The 15,550-nt window shown below is 54.6% G+C and carries 12 protein-coding genes; 7 read left to right on the top strand and 5 right to left on the bottom strand.

Annotated features, from left to right (window positions below; translation table 11 throughout):
- Positions 1-2 precede the first annotated feature (2 nt).
- The 4 genes from trmH to C1N59_RS00520 all read left to right on the top strand — a co-directional run bounded on the left by trmH (position 3) and on the right by C1N59_RS00520 (position 6,034).
- Positions 3-704 carry a tRNA (guanosine(18)-2'-O)-methyltransferase TrmH gene (trmH, locus tag C1N59_RS00535; RefSeq protein WP_394550161.1) on the top strand — a complete coding sequence of 234 codons (702 nt, stop codon included), beginning with the start codon at positions 3-5 and terminating at the stop codon, positions 702-704.
- Positions 701-2,779 carry an ATP-dependent DNA helicase RecG gene (gene recG, locus C1N59_RS00530; protein WP_033738042.1) on the top strand — a complete coding sequence of 693 codons (2,079 nt, stop codon included), beginning with the start codon at positions 701-703 and terminating at the stop codon, positions 2,777-2,779. Before trmH ends, recG begins: the two co-directional genes overlap by 4 nt.
- A gap of 83 nt (positions 2,780-2,862) precedes the next feature.
- A complete protein-coding gene (locus C1N59_RS00525; RefSeq protein ID WP_394515237.1) occupies positions 2,863-4,236 on the top strand; it encodes a nucleobase:cation symporter-2 family protein in 1,374 nt (457 codons plus the stop codon).
- A gap of 118 nt (positions 4,237-4,354) precedes the next feature.
- Complete coding sequence (locus tag C1N59_RS00520) at positions 4,355-6,034, top strand: AsmA family protein (RefSeq protein ID WP_394550160.1); 1,680 nt, start codon at positions 4,355-4,357, stop codon at positions 6,032-6,034.
- A 32-nt stretch (positions 6,035-6,066) separates the two neighbouring features.
- On the opposite strand, the gene fabY is transcribed toward C1N59_RS00520, so the two are convergent.
- The 5 genes from fabY to typA all read right to left on the bottom strand — a co-directional run bounded on the left by fabY (position 6,067) and on the right by typA (position 11,026).
- The gene (fabY, locus tag C1N59_RS00515; protein ID WP_394550159.1) at positions 6,067-7,014 is read right to left on the bottom strand and encodes a fatty acid biosynthesis protein FabY; all 948 of its coding nucleotides are present in this window, start codon (positions 7,012-7,014) and stop codon (positions 6,067-6,069) included.
- A 59-nt stretch (positions 7,015-7,073) separates the two neighbouring features.
- Positions 7,074-7,511 (bottom strand): D-aminoacyl-tRNA deacylase, encoded by a 438-nt coding sequence (gene dtd, locus C1N59_RS00510; protein ID WP_394550158.1) that lies wholly within the window; start codon positions 7,509-7,511, stop codon positions 7,074-7,076.
- A complete protein-coding gene (locus C1N59_RS00505; RefSeq protein WP_033738033.1) occupies positions 7,508-8,377 on the bottom strand; it encodes a virulence factor BrkB family protein in 870 nt (289 codons plus the stop codon). The genes dtd and C1N59_RS00505 overlap by 4 nt, the downstream gene beginning before the upstream one ends.
- Positions 8,378-8,380: 3 nt before the next feature.
- Positions 8,381-8,977, bottom strand: a complete 597-nt coding sequence (gene yihX, locus C1N59_RS00500; protein WP_006121333.1) for a glucose-1-phosphatase — start codon at positions 8,975-8,977, stop codon at positions 8,381-8,383.
- Between the two features lie 225 nt (positions 8,978-9,202).
- Positions 9,203-11,026 carry a ribosome-dependent GTPase TypA gene (gene typA / locus C1N59_RS00495; protein WP_006121332.1) on the bottom strand — a complete coding sequence of 608 codons (1,824 nt, stop codon included), beginning with the start codon at positions 11,024-11,026 and terminating at the stop codon, positions 9,203-9,205.
- A gap of 432 nt (positions 11,027-11,458) precedes the next feature.
- Here typA and glnA point away from each other — a divergent pair, with 432 nt between their 5' ends.
- From glnA to glnG, 3 genes are all read left to right on the top strand, one after another.
- A complete protein-coding gene (gene glnA, locus C1N59_RS00490; protein ID WP_006121331.1) occupies positions 11,459-12,868 on the top strand; it encodes a glutamate--ammonia ligase in 1,410 nt (469 codons plus the stop codon).
- Positions 12,869-13,062: 194 nt separating this feature from the next.
- The gene (gene glnL / locus C1N59_RS00485) at positions 13,063-14,112 is read left to right on the top strand and encodes a nitrogen regulation protein NR(II) (protein WP_033738029.1); all 1,050 of its coding nucleotides are present in this window, start codon (positions 13,063-13,065) and stop codon (positions 14,110-14,112) included.
- 7 nt (positions 14,113-14,119) lie between these two features.
- The gene (glnG, locus tag C1N59_RS00480; protein ID WP_006121329.1) at positions 14,120-15,529 is read left to right on the top strand and encodes a nitrogen regulation protein NR(I); all 1,410 of its coding nucleotides are present in this window, start codon (positions 14,120-14,122) and stop codon (positions 15,527-15,529) included.
- The last annotated feature ends 21 nt before the right edge of the window (positions 15,530-15,550 follow it).

Raw genomic sequence — 15,550 nt, 5'->3', positions numbered from 1 at the left:
GCATGAATCCTCAACGTTTTGCCCGAATTCAGGAAATGCTGGCCTTGCGCCAGCACGACCTTACCGTCTGCATGGAGCAGGTACATAAGCCGCACAATGTTTCTGCTGTCATTCGCACCGCGGATGCTGTCGGTATCCATGAAGTCCATGCCGTATGGCCAGGCCAACGCATGCGAACGCAGGCCTCAGCCTCGGCTGGCAGCAACAGTTGGGTAAACGTAGTAACGCACCGCTCAATCAGCGACGCGATTAGCCACCTCAAAACGCAAGACATGCAGATACTGGCGACGAACCTGTCGGCGGATGCTGTGGATTTTCGTGAGATTGACTACACCAAACCTACCTGCATTTTGATGGGTCAGGAAAAAACGGGCATTACCGATGAAGCCCTGGCGCTGGCCGACCACCATATCATTATCCCGATGGTGGGTATGGTACAGTCGCTTAACGTTTCCGTTGCCTCTGCCCTGATTCTGTATGAAGCCCAGCGCCAGCGGCAGAATGCTGACATGTACCGTCGTCAGTCCAGCCTCCTGGCAGAGAAAGAGCAACAGCGTCTGCTGTTTGAGGGCGGCTATCCCGTTCTGGCGCGCGTGGCAAAACATAAGCGGATGCCTTATCCCCATATTAACGCGCAGGGTGACATTGAAGCCGATGAGAGTTGGTGGGCCGCCATGCAGTCAACGGGCAGACGTCAGAAATGAAAGGCCGTCTGCTGGATGCCATCCCGCTCAGTACCCTGACCGGCGTCGGCGCCAGTCAGGCAGCAAAGCTGGCTAAAATCGGCCTGCACACCATTCAGGATTTACTGCTTCACCTTCCTCTGCGTTATGAAGATCGTACGCAGTTATATGCCATTAACGACCTGTTGCCCGGCATTTGGGCGACAGTGGAAGGCGAAGTCCTGCATACCGATATCACCTTTGGCCGTCGGCGCATGATGGTCTGTCAGATCGGGGATGGCAGTGGCGTTTTAACGCTGCGCTTTTTCAACTTCAATGCCGGCATGAAAAACAGCCTCGCACCGGGCCGACGCGTCACCGCTTACGGCGAAATCAAACGCGGTCAGCGCGGCGCAGAAATCATCCATCCGGAATACCGCGTACAGGGCGAGCACAGCCATGTCACGCTGGAAGAAACGTTGACGCCCGTCTATTCCACGACCGAGGGCATTCGTCAGGCGACCCTGCGCAGCCTGACCGATCAGGCCTTAACCCTGCTGGATAGCTGTGCCATCACAGAACTTTTGCCGCAGGCGTTAAGCGGCGGGCTGTTAAGCCTGCCTGAAGCCCTTCGCACGCTGCACCGCCCGCCGCCGGACCTCAAACTCAGCGAACTCGAGAGTGGGCAGCATCCCGCACAGCGCAGGCTGATTCTGGAAGAACTGCTGGCGCATAACCTCAGTATGCTGGCCGTCAGGGCCGGCGCACAGCGCCATTACGCCCTGCCGATGCCTGCCCGGCATACATTGAGTGACCGGTTACTGGCCGCCCTGCCGTTTTCCCCCACGGCAGCCCAAAAACGCGTTGTCGCAGAGATCGAAAAAGACTTAGCGAATGACTTCCCCATGCTGCGCCTGGTACAGGGAGACGTCGGTTCAGGTAAAACCCTGGTTGCCGCGCTCGCCGCGCTGAACGTTATCGCCCACGGTAAGCAGGTGGCCCTGATGGCACCTACAGAGTTACTGGCTGAACAACACGCCAATAATTTTCGCCAGTGGCTGGCACCGCTTGGCCTTGAGGTCGGCTGGCTGGCGGGCAAACAAAAGGGCAAAGCGCGACAGGCCCAGCAAGAGGCGATTGCCAGCGGGCAGGTTGCGATGGTGGTCGGCACGCATGCCCTGTTCCAGGAGCAGGTGAAGTTTAACGGGCTGGCGTTGGTCATCATTGATGAGCAACACCGCTTTGGCGTGCATCAGCGACTGGCATTATGGGAAAAAGGAGAAGAGCAGGGTTTTCATCCCCACCAGCTCATCATGACAGCGACGCCGATCCCGCGCACGCTGGCCATGACCGCCTACGCCGATCTTGATACCTCAACCATTGATGAGCTGCCGCCAGGCAGAACACCAGTGACCACCGTAGCGATCCCTGACAGTCGTCGTAATGAGATCATTGAGCGTGTGCAAAAGGCCTGTCACGAGGGCCGTCAGGCTTACTGGGTCTGTACGTTAATTGAAGAGTCAGACCTGCTGGAAGCTCAGGCTGCGGAAGCCACATGGGAAGAACTCAAAGTGGCGCTGCCTGATTTGCAGGTCGGGCTGGTTCATGGCCGTATGAAGCCAGCGGAGAAGCTGGCGGTCATGCAGGCTTTCAAAGCCAACGAAATCCAGCTGTTAGTTGCCACAACCGTCATTGAAGTCGGTGTGGACGTGCCGAACGCCAGCCTGATGATTATTGAAAATCCGGAGCGACTTGGCCTGGCGCAACTGCACCAGCTACGTGGCCGCGTAGGACGTGGCGCGGTCGCCTCTCATTGTGTTCTGCTGTACAAAGCGCCGCTGAGCAAGACGGCCCAGAAGCGTTTGCAGGTGTTGCGTGACAGCAATGACGGTTTCGTGATTGCTCAGCATGATTTAGAGATTCGCGGTCCGGGGGAGCTACTGGGAACGCGCCAGACCGGTAATGCGGAGTTTAAAGTTGCCGATCTGCTGCGCGATCAGGCCATGATCCCTGAAGTCCAGCGCGTCGCTCGTCATATTCACGAACATTATCCTGAGCAGGCGCAGGCGCTGATTGAGCGTTGGCTGCCCGAAACCGGCCGCTACAGCAACGCCTGACCTTTTTTTGCAACCGTGAGCAAACGTTTGCTTTTGATCCGGGGACGATTACAATCGCCTCACTTTTTTTGGGAACCATGACGATGTCGACCACACAGCAACCAGCCCCCACCACCGCCAGTAAAAGTGAACTGATCTATCGCCTGGAAGATCGTCCGCCGCTAACGCAAACCTTGTTTGCAGCCGGACAACACCTTCTGGCGATGTTTGTTGCGGTGATCACGCCCGCGCTGCTCATCTGCCAGGCGCTCGGTTTACCGGCGCAGGATACACAGCACATTATCAGCATGTCCCTGTTCGCGTCCGGTGTGGCATCGGTACTGCAAATCAAAACCTGGGGACCGATCGGTTCAGGGTTACTCTCCATTCAGGGCACCAGCTTTAACTTTGTCACGCCGCTGATTATGGGGGGAATGGCGCTGAAAAATGGTGGCGCGGACGTACCCACAATGATGGCGGCGCTGTTTGGTACATTGATGGTAGCCTCCTGTACGGAAATGGTGCTGTCGCGCGTGCTGCATCTGGCACGCCGCATCATCACGCCGTTAGTCTCAGGTATTGTAGTGATGATTATCGGCTTATCCCTGATTCAGGTCGGCCTTACCTCCATCGGCGGCGGGTTTGCTGCGATGAACGATCACAGCTTCGGCGCGCCGAAAAATCTGCTGTTAGCCGGTGCCGTGCTGGTGGTGATTATCCTGCTGAATCGCCAGAAAAACCCCTATCTGCGCGTTGCGTCGCTGGTGATTGCGATGGCGGTGGGCTACCTGCTGGCCTGGGCAATGGGCATGCTACCCACCATCAGCACGCCTGCCGGACAGCCGATCGTGGCGTTCCCCACTCCGCTCTATTACGGCCTGGGATTTGACTGGAATCTGTTGATCCCGCTGATGCTGGTCTTTATGGTGACCTCGCTGGAAACCATTGGGGACATCACCGCCACTTCGGATGTCTCTGAACAGCCGGTCAGCGGCCCGTTATACATGAAGCGCCTGAAAGGCGGTGTGCTGGCAAACGGCCTGAACTCTTTTGTATCTGCCCTGTTTAATACCTTTCCTAACTCCTGCTTTGGCCAGAATAATGGCGTGATTCAGCTGACAGGCGTTGCCAGCCGCTACGTGGGATTTGTTGTCGCGCTGATGCTGATCCTGCTGGGACTGTTCCCGGCAGTGAGCGGACTGGTACAGCACATTCCTGAGCCCGTGCTGGGCGGCGCTACGATTGTGATGTTTGGCACAATCGCCGCATCCGGTGTCCGTATCGTTTCCCGGGAGCCGCTGAATCGCCGGGCTATCATGATTATCGCGCTGTCGCTGGCGGCAGGACTCGGTGTTTCCCAGCAGCCCCTGATTCTGCAATTTGCACCCGACTGGCTGAAAACGTTACTCTCTTCCGGTATCGCTGCGGGTGGGATTACCGCGATTGTGCTGAATCTTATCTTCCCACCCGAAAAGTAACGTTCAAGGCAGGCGGCAACCCGCCTGCTATTTCGGCTGATTTACATCCAGGCGGTTGAGCTATAACGATAATTCAGGCATAACAACCTTTCAGCGGACTGAACCCGGGAAGGATACGATGAAATTTATAGGAAAGTTTTTCCTCACCTTATTGTTACTGCTGCTGTTTGCGCTGATCGTCGTCTATGTTCTGCTGCAAACTCAGTGGGGCGCGGGCTGGTTTAGCCGTTGGGTGAGTGATAAAACAGAATGGCATCTGTCGCTGAGCAAAATTGAGCACAATTTTTCTTCACCTACGCACATTATTCTGGATGACTTCAGCTTTGGTCATGACGGCCAGCCTGCCGTACTGGTGGCCAAACGCGTCGACCTTGGCATCGCCCTGTTACAGTTCAGCGATCCGTTTCATTTTGCCAGCATAGAATTACGCGACGGCGAGGTAAACCTTGCTAACCTGGCGAACAAAAGCGCACTGCCCATGCAGGCAAACCGCCTGCAGTTAAACAACATGCGCATCGACAGCCCTGCCTCAGCGCTACCGCTGGCGGCACAGCAGGTGAATGGCGGCATTGTGCCCTGGCATCCGCAGGCCGGTGATTTGCTGGGTCGTGATGCGCAGTTCCAGATGAGCGCGGCCAGGATGACGCTCAACAGCGTTGACGGTGAAAACGTGCTGATTCAGGGTAATGTGTCCCAGGGCCGCATGGTATTTAGCAACATTGGGGCGGACTTAGCACGCGGTTCAATAACCGGTAACGGTGAGCGCGACGCGCAGGGTAACTGGAAGATTAATCAACTGCGTCTGAACGATATCCGTCTGCAAACGGCGCATACGCTTGTCGATTTCCTGAAACCGTTTGAAGAAGTACCCTCAGTTACGCTCAACCGGGTTGATATTACCGATGCCCGGCTCCAGGGCCCTGACTGGGCGGTGACCGATCTCGATCTGACGCTGAAAAATCTGAGCTGGAAGGGCCGGGACTGGCAGAGCCAGGACGGATCGCTGGCCATGAATGCCGGTAACTTTATTAACGGGCGCTTCGAACTTAACGATCCCATCATCAACATGGATTTCTCGCCTCAGGGGATTGCCCTGACGCAGTTCAGCTCGCGCTGGGCCAATGGCGTTATCCGGGCTGACGGCAACTGGTCAAGTCAGGATAAACGGTTAACGCTGAATAATCTGGCGGTGGCCGGGCTGGAATATACCTTGCCTCAGAACTGGCGGGCGTTATGGCAGGATGCCCTGCCTGACTGGCTGGATGCCGTAACCGTGACGCGCTTTACCTCGAACCGCAATTTACTGATCGATATTAATCCGGCCTTCCCTTTCCAGCTCACTTCACTGGATGGCAGCGGCGAAAATCTGCAGTTGGCCCGTCAGCATCAATGGGGAATCTGGTCAGGTAAGCTGAGTCTGAACGCGGCGGAGTCGACCTTCAATCGTACCGATTTACGTCATCCTTCTGTCGCACTGGAGGCTGATGAACAACAAATTAAGGTGACAGAGCTCAGTGCGTTTAGTGGTAAAGGGTTGCTGGAAGGCACGGCGACCATAGGGCAGCAGGCTGATCGACCTGTCAGCCTGAACCTGACGGGACGCGGCGTGCCCGTTAATGTTCTGCAAAACTGGGGCTGGCCGGCGCTTCCCTTGCAGGGTGACAGCAATTTGCAGCTGCGCCTGAACGCCTCACTGAAAGCGAATCAGCCGCTGGCCCCGTCGGTTAACGCGACACTGTCCGTAACCACAGACAGCCAGCAGCTACAGCAGAGCATGCAGGCCGGACAGGTCCGCTAACGCACACAGGGCCGCAATAGCGGCCCTGTGATTTAATTGATACGCGCGCCGGAGCCGCCCTCTTCCAGTGGTCCTTCGGGATCCACCGGCAACACGATGTAAACCGCTTCAAATACCGCGCCACACTCATCATCGCCAAACAGCTGCACTTCAAGCTGAACACGGGCTTTGCGTCCGCGCGCCAGGCGATCAAGATCGCCACTCAGTGAGCCAAGATCGGCAATAGCACCGGGTTTACCGGTAATCGGACGACTGTAGCGTATGTGCGCGTCGGCCAGAATAATGGTGCCGCCCAGATGGCGCTCCCGCAGTAACAGCCAGATCAGCCCCCAGCCGGTGAGCGTAGCCAGTGAAAACAGGCTTCCGGCAAACAACGTATGGTGCGGATTTTGGTTGCCGGTTTCCGGCATGGTGGTAATAAACTTCTGCCCGGTATATTGCAGGATGCGCACGCCCATTTTTTCACTCAGAGGAATGTGCTCATACCAGGCCTGTTGTAACTGCCCGCACCAGTCCGCACGGTGCAGAATATCGTCCAGTGTGACGACCGGCTTGATCATCAGAAAGTGTCGCACCGGCGTCGTCTGCGGTGCGGTAATCTCGCCCTGATTCAGGTAGCCAAGTTTAGCGAAGAACGCCACCGCATCTTCTCGTGCGCTACAGGTCACGCGCTTCACACCTTCCTGACGCGCAACGGACTCCAGCGTCATCGCCACCAGCGTGCCGAGGCCTTTGCCCTGTACGGTGGGATGAACGGCCAAAAAACGGATAGCCGCTTCGTTATCAGCATTGATATAGAGCCGTCCTACTGCAACCGGCTTGCCCTGTTCATCCACCACCATTTGATGATGCGCTAATGCATCCCAGGCATCGCGTTCAGAACCCTGAGGCTGATGCAGCGGCTTTCGTAACATTTCCCAGCGGAACTGATAATACATATCCAGCTCTTCCGCCGTTTGTGGCACACGAAGATGATACATAAAATGGTTCTCTCGTTCTGATGCGGGGTTGCCGAGGCTAAGCCGTGCGAAATGAGGCGTCATACCTGTAACCAGAACGTCACCGGACCGTCGTTGACCAGAGCAACCTGCATGTCGGCAGCAAAACGGCCATTGGCGGTCGTGACATCATGACGGCGACAACACGCGCTGAAATACTCATATAACCGCTCCGCTTCCTGCGGCGCGGCGCCACCGGAAAAAGAGGGCCGCATGCCCTTTTGCGTATCGGCAGCCAGGGTGAACTGTGATACCACCAGCACGCTTCCGCCAGCCTGTTTGACGTTCAGGTTCATTTTGCCCTGTTCATCGCTAAAAATACGGTAGCCCAGTACGCGCTCCGCCAGTCGTTCAGCGCGCTTTTCGTCATCACCTTTTTCAACGCTTAACAGAATCAATAATCCCTGCCCGATCTCACCCACGACCGCATGATCAATGCTGACGCTGGCACGCTGAACGCGTTGAATTAAAGCAATCATCCGTCCTCTCGTTCTTTTTCTCTTTCCTGCCGTTTGAACTGGCGATAGTCATCTAAGGTAACCGTAATTTCGGCACCGAGCAAAACGATGCACCAGGTCCAGTACACCCACAGGAAAAGAATGGGGATCACCGCCAGCACGCCATAGATTAACTGATACGTCGGGAACATCGTAACATACAGCGCAAACCCCTTTTTCCCCAGTTCAAACAGCAACCCGGCGACCAGCGCCCCCGTCAGCGCATCGCGAGAAGGCACCCGCTGCGTTGGGACAATACTGTACAGCAACCAAAATGACAGCCACGACAGAAGCAAGGGAAAGAAACGCAGCGTCTGATCGACCAGGCTGGTCACCCCCGTCACGTTTATCCATTTCAGCGACAGCAGGTAAGAGCTGATGGCTAAACTGGCACCAGCCAGCAACGGCCCAAGCGTCAATATCATCCAGTAGACGGCAAAGGAATAGACCAGCGGGCGCTTTTTATGACTGCGCCAGATAGCATTCAGAGCCGAATCGACAGAATGCATCAACAGCAGCGCCGTGACAATCAGCCCCACGGCGCCCACGGCGGTCATGCGGTGCACGTTAGCCACAAACTGCTCAAGGTAACGCTGCAACGTGTTCCCCGCAGCAGGCATAAAGTTGGCAAAAATAAAGTTTTTAAGCTGGACGCTGATATCAGAAAACACAGGAAACGCGGCAAACAGCGCAAAAACTACGGCGATCAGCGGCACCAGCGCCAGTAGCGACACAAAGGCCAGGTTGCCCGCCTGTGTCGTCATGGCATCATTATCAATACGCTTCCAGAGCAGCTTAAGCCACAGCCAGAAGGCATGAAACCTGGGGCGAAAACGATGTAACTTCATGGCTTAAGGCTGACCCGCGAACCAGTCGGGCACGGTTTTACTGTCGGTCACCAGCACGCTGGTAATGCCTAATGCGCGCGCACCTTCAATATTGGCGGCATTGTCGTCGAAGAAGACGGCCTGATCGGCACTGAATCCTTCCGCATCCAGTACGTGCTGATAAATGCGGGCTTCAGGTTTACGCATGCCCAGTTCCTGGGACAGATAAATCTTGTCAGCCGCCTGCTGCACATCAGGATACTGGGTCGGCCAGAAGGTGCAATGCAGTGCATTGGTGTTCGACAATATCACCACCCGATGTCCCGCCTGGCGTAGCTGATTCATCAGCGCCAGCGTATCCGGACGCACCCCCACAAAGATAGCCTGCCAGCCCGCAGCAAACTGTTCATAGCTCAGCGCAATCTCCAGTTTTTCACATAAGGCTTCTGCAAAGGCTTCATCGCTGATTTCACCGCGCTCATGCTGCTCAAAAGCCGCATCCATTTGAAAATGACTTTGAAGCGATGCCAGCGGTACGCGGCTGAGGTCACTCCAGACGCCCAACACGCGGTTAAAGTCGATATCGATAATCACATTGCCCAAATCAAAGATATACAGCATGGTGCCTCCTTTGGTTCCCTGGATCATTCACTCTAGCGGTAAAAGTGCGGCCTGAACAGGCGGCCCGGACGAGAAAATTACACACTTTAAATTAAGGTACGACAGGACAAAGTGGGAAGGGGACAAAGAAGAAGTTACAGGCTGGTTTAGACTGGATTTAACTGAGCTGGTAAAAACCCCGGACAAAAAAAAGCCCCGTTAAAACGGGGCTGTATTACTACGCGATTAGGCGTCTTTACCGCCGCGTGAAGCACGCTTACGGTCGTTCTCAGTCAGGTGACGTTTACGGATACGCACTGACAGAGGCGTAACTTCGACCAGTTCGTCATCATCAATGAACTCGATCGCCTGTTCCAGCGTCATTTTCTGCGGTGGAACCAGTGTGGTGGCTTCGTCAGTACCGGAGGCACGCATGTTAGTCAGCTTCTTACCGGTCAGGCAGTTCACGGTCAGGTCGTTAGAACGGCTGTGAATACCGATGATCTGGCCTTCATAAACTTCCGCGCCATGGCCCAGGAACAGCTTACCGCGATCCTGCAGACCGAACAGGGCGAACGCTACCGCTTTACCCTGGCCGTTAGAGATCAGAACGCCGTTCTGACGCTGACCCACTTCGCCCGGACGAATATCGTCGTAGTGGCTGAAGGTGGAGTACAGCAGACCTGTACCTGATGTCATGGTCATAAATTCGTTACGGAAACCGATCAGACCACGGCTTGGGATGACGTAGTCAAGACGTACGCGGCCTTTGCCATCTGGATCCATATTTTTCAGGTCGCCTTTACGCTCGCCCATGGCCTGCATAACGGAACCCTGATGCGTTTCTTCGATATCCAGCGTCACGTTCTCGAATGGCTCTTGTTTACGGCCTTCGAATTCGCGGAAGATAACTTTCGGACGGGATACCGCCAGTTCGAAACCTTCACGACGCATGTTCTCGATCAGTACAGACAGATGCAGCTCACCACGGCCCGATACGCGGAACGCGTCAGCATCTTCGGTCTCTTCCACACGCAGTGCCACGTTGTGAACCAGTTCTTTGTTCAGACGCTCAAGGATCTGACGTGAGGTCACGTACTTACCTTCTTTACCGCAGAACGGTGAGGTGTTGACGTTGAAGAACATGGTTACCGTTGGCTCATCCACGCTCAGGGCTGGCAGCGCCTGCACATTCTGCGGATCGCAAATGGTGTCAGAAATGTTCAGTTCACCCAGACCGGTGATCGCAATGATGTCGCCCGCTTCTGCCAGGTCGCTGTCAATACGCTCCAGCCCCAGGTGAGTCAGCACTTTACCCACTTTACCGTTACGGGTTTTGCCTTCGCTGTCTACGATGGTGACTTGCTGGTTAGGCTTCACTTTACCGCGCTTGATGCGGCCGATACCGATCACACCCAGATAGTTGTTGTAGTCCAGCTGAGAGATTTGCATCTGCAGCGGCGCTTCGACTTCAACCTGTGGAGGTGAAACGTGGTCAACGATTGCCTGATACAGCGGGGTCATATCGTCAGCCATGTCGGTGTGATCCAGACCGGCAATACCATTCAGCGCAGAGGCGAAAATGATAGGGAAATCGAGCTGCTCGTCCGTTGCATCCAGGTTAACGAACAGGTCAAACACCTGATCAACAACCCAGTCAGGACGTGCGCCAGGGCGGTCAACTTTGTTGATAACCACAATCGGCTTCAAACCATGCGCGAACGCTTTTTTGGTAACGAAGCGGGTTTGCGGCATAGGGCCATCCATCGCATCTACAACCAACAGTACCGAATCCACCATAGACATTACGCGTTCAACTTCACCACCGAAGTCGGCGTGTCCTGGGGTATCAACGATGTTGATACGGTAGTCGTTCCATTTAATGGCGGTATTTTTTGCGAGGATGGTAATCCCACGCTCTTTCTCCAAATCATTGGAGTCCATCACGCGCTCGGTGGCTTCAGTACGGGCATCAAAAGTACCAGACTGTTGCAGCAGTTTATCAACCAGGGTGGTCTTTCCATGGTCAACGTGCGCGATGATGGCGATGTTACGCAAATTTTCGATCACAGCTTTTTTGCCTCAGGCATTAGAAATAACGCGGTATTGTACACGGATTAAGCGGGAGACTGAACACGATCACACTTTTCACTGAAAGTTTATTGCATTGTCGCAAAATCGCACTAATAGCCGTGCAAAAATTGCACTGCAATGATGTTTTGCACCACAATGGTGCTCATTTTCAACGCCAATGCACATAAAAAGTGCAGTGCAACTATCATGGTGCACGTCTTTTATGACAAAAAGGTGCATGACAGCGCGATTTTGTGCAAAGAAATAAAGTTGGCACAGAATTCGCTTTGTATTATCCAGATGAAAACGACGTAAGACAACGGTTGCAGAGCTGGTCGGGATCAGACTGAGGTATGGCTGACACATGTCGCACATTTCCTCACCCGGTTCTCACCATGTAGACAATGACCATTTCCAGGAGAGTTGAGTATGTCCGCTGAACACGTTCTCTCGATGATGAACGAGCACGAAGTTAAGTTTGTTGACCTGCGTTTTACCGATACCAAAGGTAAAGAACAGCACGTTACTATTCCGGCTCACCAGGTTAACGCTGACTTCTTCGAAGAAGGCAAAATGTTCGATGGCTCTTCCATCGGCGGCTGGAAAGGCATTAACGAATCAGACATGGTACTGATGCCGGATGCAACCACGGCAGTTATGGATCCGTTCTTTGAAGATTCAACACTGATCATTCGCTGTGACATCCTTGAGCCTGGCACCATGCAAGGCTATGACCGCGATCCACGCTCTATCGCAAAGCGCGCTGAAGACTATCTGCGTTCTTCAGGCATCGCTGATACCGTTCTGTTTGGACCCGAGCCAGAATTCTTCCTGTTCGACGATATCCGTTTCGGTTCGTCAACCTCTGGTTCACACGTCGCTATCGATGATATCGAAGCGGCCTGGAACACCGGCAAAGAATACGAAGGCGGTAACAAAGGTCACCGTCCAGGTCTGAAAGGCGGCTACTTCCCGGTTCCACCGGTCGATTCATCACAGGACATCCGTTCTGCTATGTGTCTGACAATGGAGCAAATGGGTCTGGTTGTTGAAGCTCATCACCACGAAGTTGCGACAGCGGGCCAGAACGAAGTGGCAACCCGCTTCAATACCATGACCAAAAAAGCTGACGAAATTCAGATCTACAAATATGTTGTGCACAACGTGGCGCATGCTTACGGCAAAACGGCAACCTTTATGCCGAAGCCAATGTTTGGTGACAACGGTTCAGGTATGCACTGCCACATGTCTCTGTCTAAAGGCGGACAAAACCTGTTCTCTGGTGACAAATACGGCGGCCTGTCTGAAACCGCGCTGTTCTACATCGGCGGTATCATCAAGCACGCAAAAGCAATCAACGCCCTGGCCAACCCAACCACCAACTCTTACAAGCGTCTGGTTCCGGGTTATGAAGCACCGGTTATGCTGGCTTACTCTGCCCGTAACCGTTCTGCATCAATCCGTATCCCGGTTGTTGCCAGCCCGAAAGCACGTCGTATTGAAGCGCGCTTCCCGGACCCAGCGGCTAACCCGTACCTGGCGTTTACTGCACTGCTGATGGCTGGCCTGGATGGCATCATCAACAAAATCCATCCTGGTGATGCGATGGATAAAAACCTGTATGACCTGCCACCGGAAGAAGAAGCTGAGATTCCAAAAGTTGCAGGTTCACTGGAAGAAGCGCTGAATGCACTGAACGAAGACCGCGAGTTCCTGACCCGTGGCGGCGTCTTCACTGACGACGCGATCGATGCTTACATCGAGCTGCGTAAATCAGAGAACGACCGTGTGCGCATGACGCCACATCCGGTTGAGTTCGAACTGTACTACAGCGTCTAATTTCAGAGTCAGCAAAATGGGTGCCGCATTGAAAGATTGCAATTGCGGCACGCTTAACCTGAAACGTTTTTTTGTTGCCGTGGAAACTTTAGCCCATCTTCGGATGGGCTTTTTTCTCCGCGAATTCATCGTTCATTCGCTTTAATTCCGGCTTAAAGACTACAATGCACTAAATTAGTGCAGAGGAACGCTGTATGGCAACTGCCTCCCTGCCCGACGCCGGGCAGATTCTCAATACCTTAATCAACAGTATTTTGTTGGTGGATACCGATTTGGCGATCCATTATGCCAACCCGGCGGCACAGCAATTACTGGCGCAAAGCTCACGTAAATTGTTCGGCACGCCGTTACCTGAATTAACCGGCTACTTTTCGCTGAATGTCGAGGTCATGCGCGAGAGTCTTGAGGCGGGCCAGGGCTTTACTGACAGCGAAGTTACTCTGGTCGTGGATGGCCGGGCGCACATTATGTCGCTCACGGCACAGCGCCTGCCTGATGGGTTGATTCTGCTGGAAATGGCACCGATGGATAATCAGCGTCGCCTGAGTCAGGAACAGCTGCAGCATGCTCAGCAGGTGGCCGCACGCGATCTGGTCCGCGGGCTGGCCCATGAGATTAAAAACCCGCTAGGTGGATTGCGCGGCGCGGCGCAGCTTTTGTCACGCGCCCTGCCGGACCCTGCCCTGAATGAATATACCAAAGTCATTATTGAACAGGCAGACCGCCTGCGAAATCTGGTTGATCGCTTACTGGGGCCGCAACAGCCCGGTATGCATATTACCCAGAGTATTCATCAGGTAGCGGAACGTGTCGTTAACCTGGTTTCGATGGAGTTGCCAGAAAATGTATCGCTGGTTCGCGATTACGATCCCAGCCTGCCGGAATTACCGCACGATCCCGATCAGATTGAGCAGGTATTGCTGAACGTCGTGCGCAATGCGCTGCAGGCGTTAGGCGAAGACGGCGGCACAATCGTGATTCGAACCCGTACAGCCTTCCAGTTAACACTGCATGGCACACGTTATCGTCTGGTTGCCCGCATTGATATCGAAGATGACGGCCCCGGTATTCCAGCCCAGCTACAGGATACGCTGTTCTATCCAATGGTAAGCGGACGGGAAGGCGGTACCGGCTTAGGCCTTTCTATTGCCCGTAGCCTGATTGATCAGCATTCGGGAAAAATTGAGTTCAACAGTTGGCCGGGTCATACCGAGTTTTCGGTTTACCTGCCTATTCGCCAGTGAGGTTTCTATGCAACGAGGGATAGTCTGGATCGTCGATGACGATAGCTCCATCCGCTGGGTGCTTGAACGCGCGCTCACTGGAGCCGGTTTAAGCTGTGCCACTTTTGACAGCGCGAACGACGTGCTCAATGCACTCGCAACAAAAACCCCGGACGTTTTATTGTCTGATATCCGTATGCCGGGTATGGACGGGCTGGCTCTGCTAAAACAAATCAAACAGCGCCATCCCATGCTTCCGGTTATCATCATGACAGCGCATTCCGACCTGGATGCCGCGGTAAGCGCCTATCAGCAAGGCGCGTTCGATTACCTGCCCAAACCGTTCGATATCGACGAAGCGGTCGCGCTGGTTGAACGTGCCATCAGTCACTATCAGGAGCAACAGCAGCCACGTAATCAACCGGTAAGCGGCCCCACCACCGATATTATCGGTGAAGCGCCCGCCATGCAGGACGTATTCCGTATTATCGGCCGTCTCTCCCGTTCGTCGATTAGCGTGCTGATCAACGGGGAATCGGGTACAGGTAAAGAGCTGGTAGCGCACGCACTGCACCGCCACAGTCCTCGCAGTAAAGCGCCGTTTATTGCCCTCAACATGGCGGCGATCCCTAAGGATTTAATTGAGTCGGAACTGTTTGGCCATGAAAAAGGGGCCTTTACCGGTGCGAATCAGATTCGTCAGGGACGCTTTGAACAGGCCGACGGCGGGACGCTGTTTTTAGATGAAATTGGTGATATGCCGCTGGATGTTCAGACGCGCCTGCTGCGCGTACTGGCAGACGGGCAGTTTTACCGCGTCGGTGGCTATGCACCGGTCAAAGTGGACGTGCGCATCATTGCCGCTACGCACCAGAACCTTGAACTGCGGGTACAGGAAGGCAAGTTCCGTGAAGACTTGTTTCACCGCCTGAATGTCATCCGCGTGCATTTGCCGCCGCTGCGTGAGCGTCGTGAAGATATTCCCCGTCTGGCCCGTTATTTCCTGCAGGTGGCCGCACGCGAGCTTGGTGTGGAAGCCAAGATCCTGCATGCGGAGACCGAGACCGCGCTGACCCGTTTGCACTGGTCGGGTAACGTGCGTCAGCTGGAGAATACCTGCCGTTGGTTAACGGTGATGGCCGCCGGTCAGGAAGTGCTGATTCAGGATTTACCACCGGAGTTATTCGAATCCAGTACGCCGGAAAGCCCCACGCAGTCGCTTCCCGACAGCTGGGCAACCCTGCTGGCACAATGGGCCGATCGTGCCTTGCGTTCCGGTCATCAAAATCTGCTGTCAGAAGCACAGCCGGAAATGGAACGCACGCTTCTGACGACTGCACTGCGCCACACGCAGGGTCACAAACAGGAAGCCGCGCGTTTGCTGGGTTGGGGAAGGAATACGCTGACGCGTAAGCTGAAAGAGCTGGGCATGGAATAAGCCATTCCGCCGGAACAGCCT

The sequence above is a fragment of the Pantoea sp. SGAir0183 genome (genome assembly GCF_043545505.1).
The sequence above is the reverse complement of the archived record's forward strand: the minus strand, read 5'-3'. Positions and strand labels throughout refer to the sequence as shown.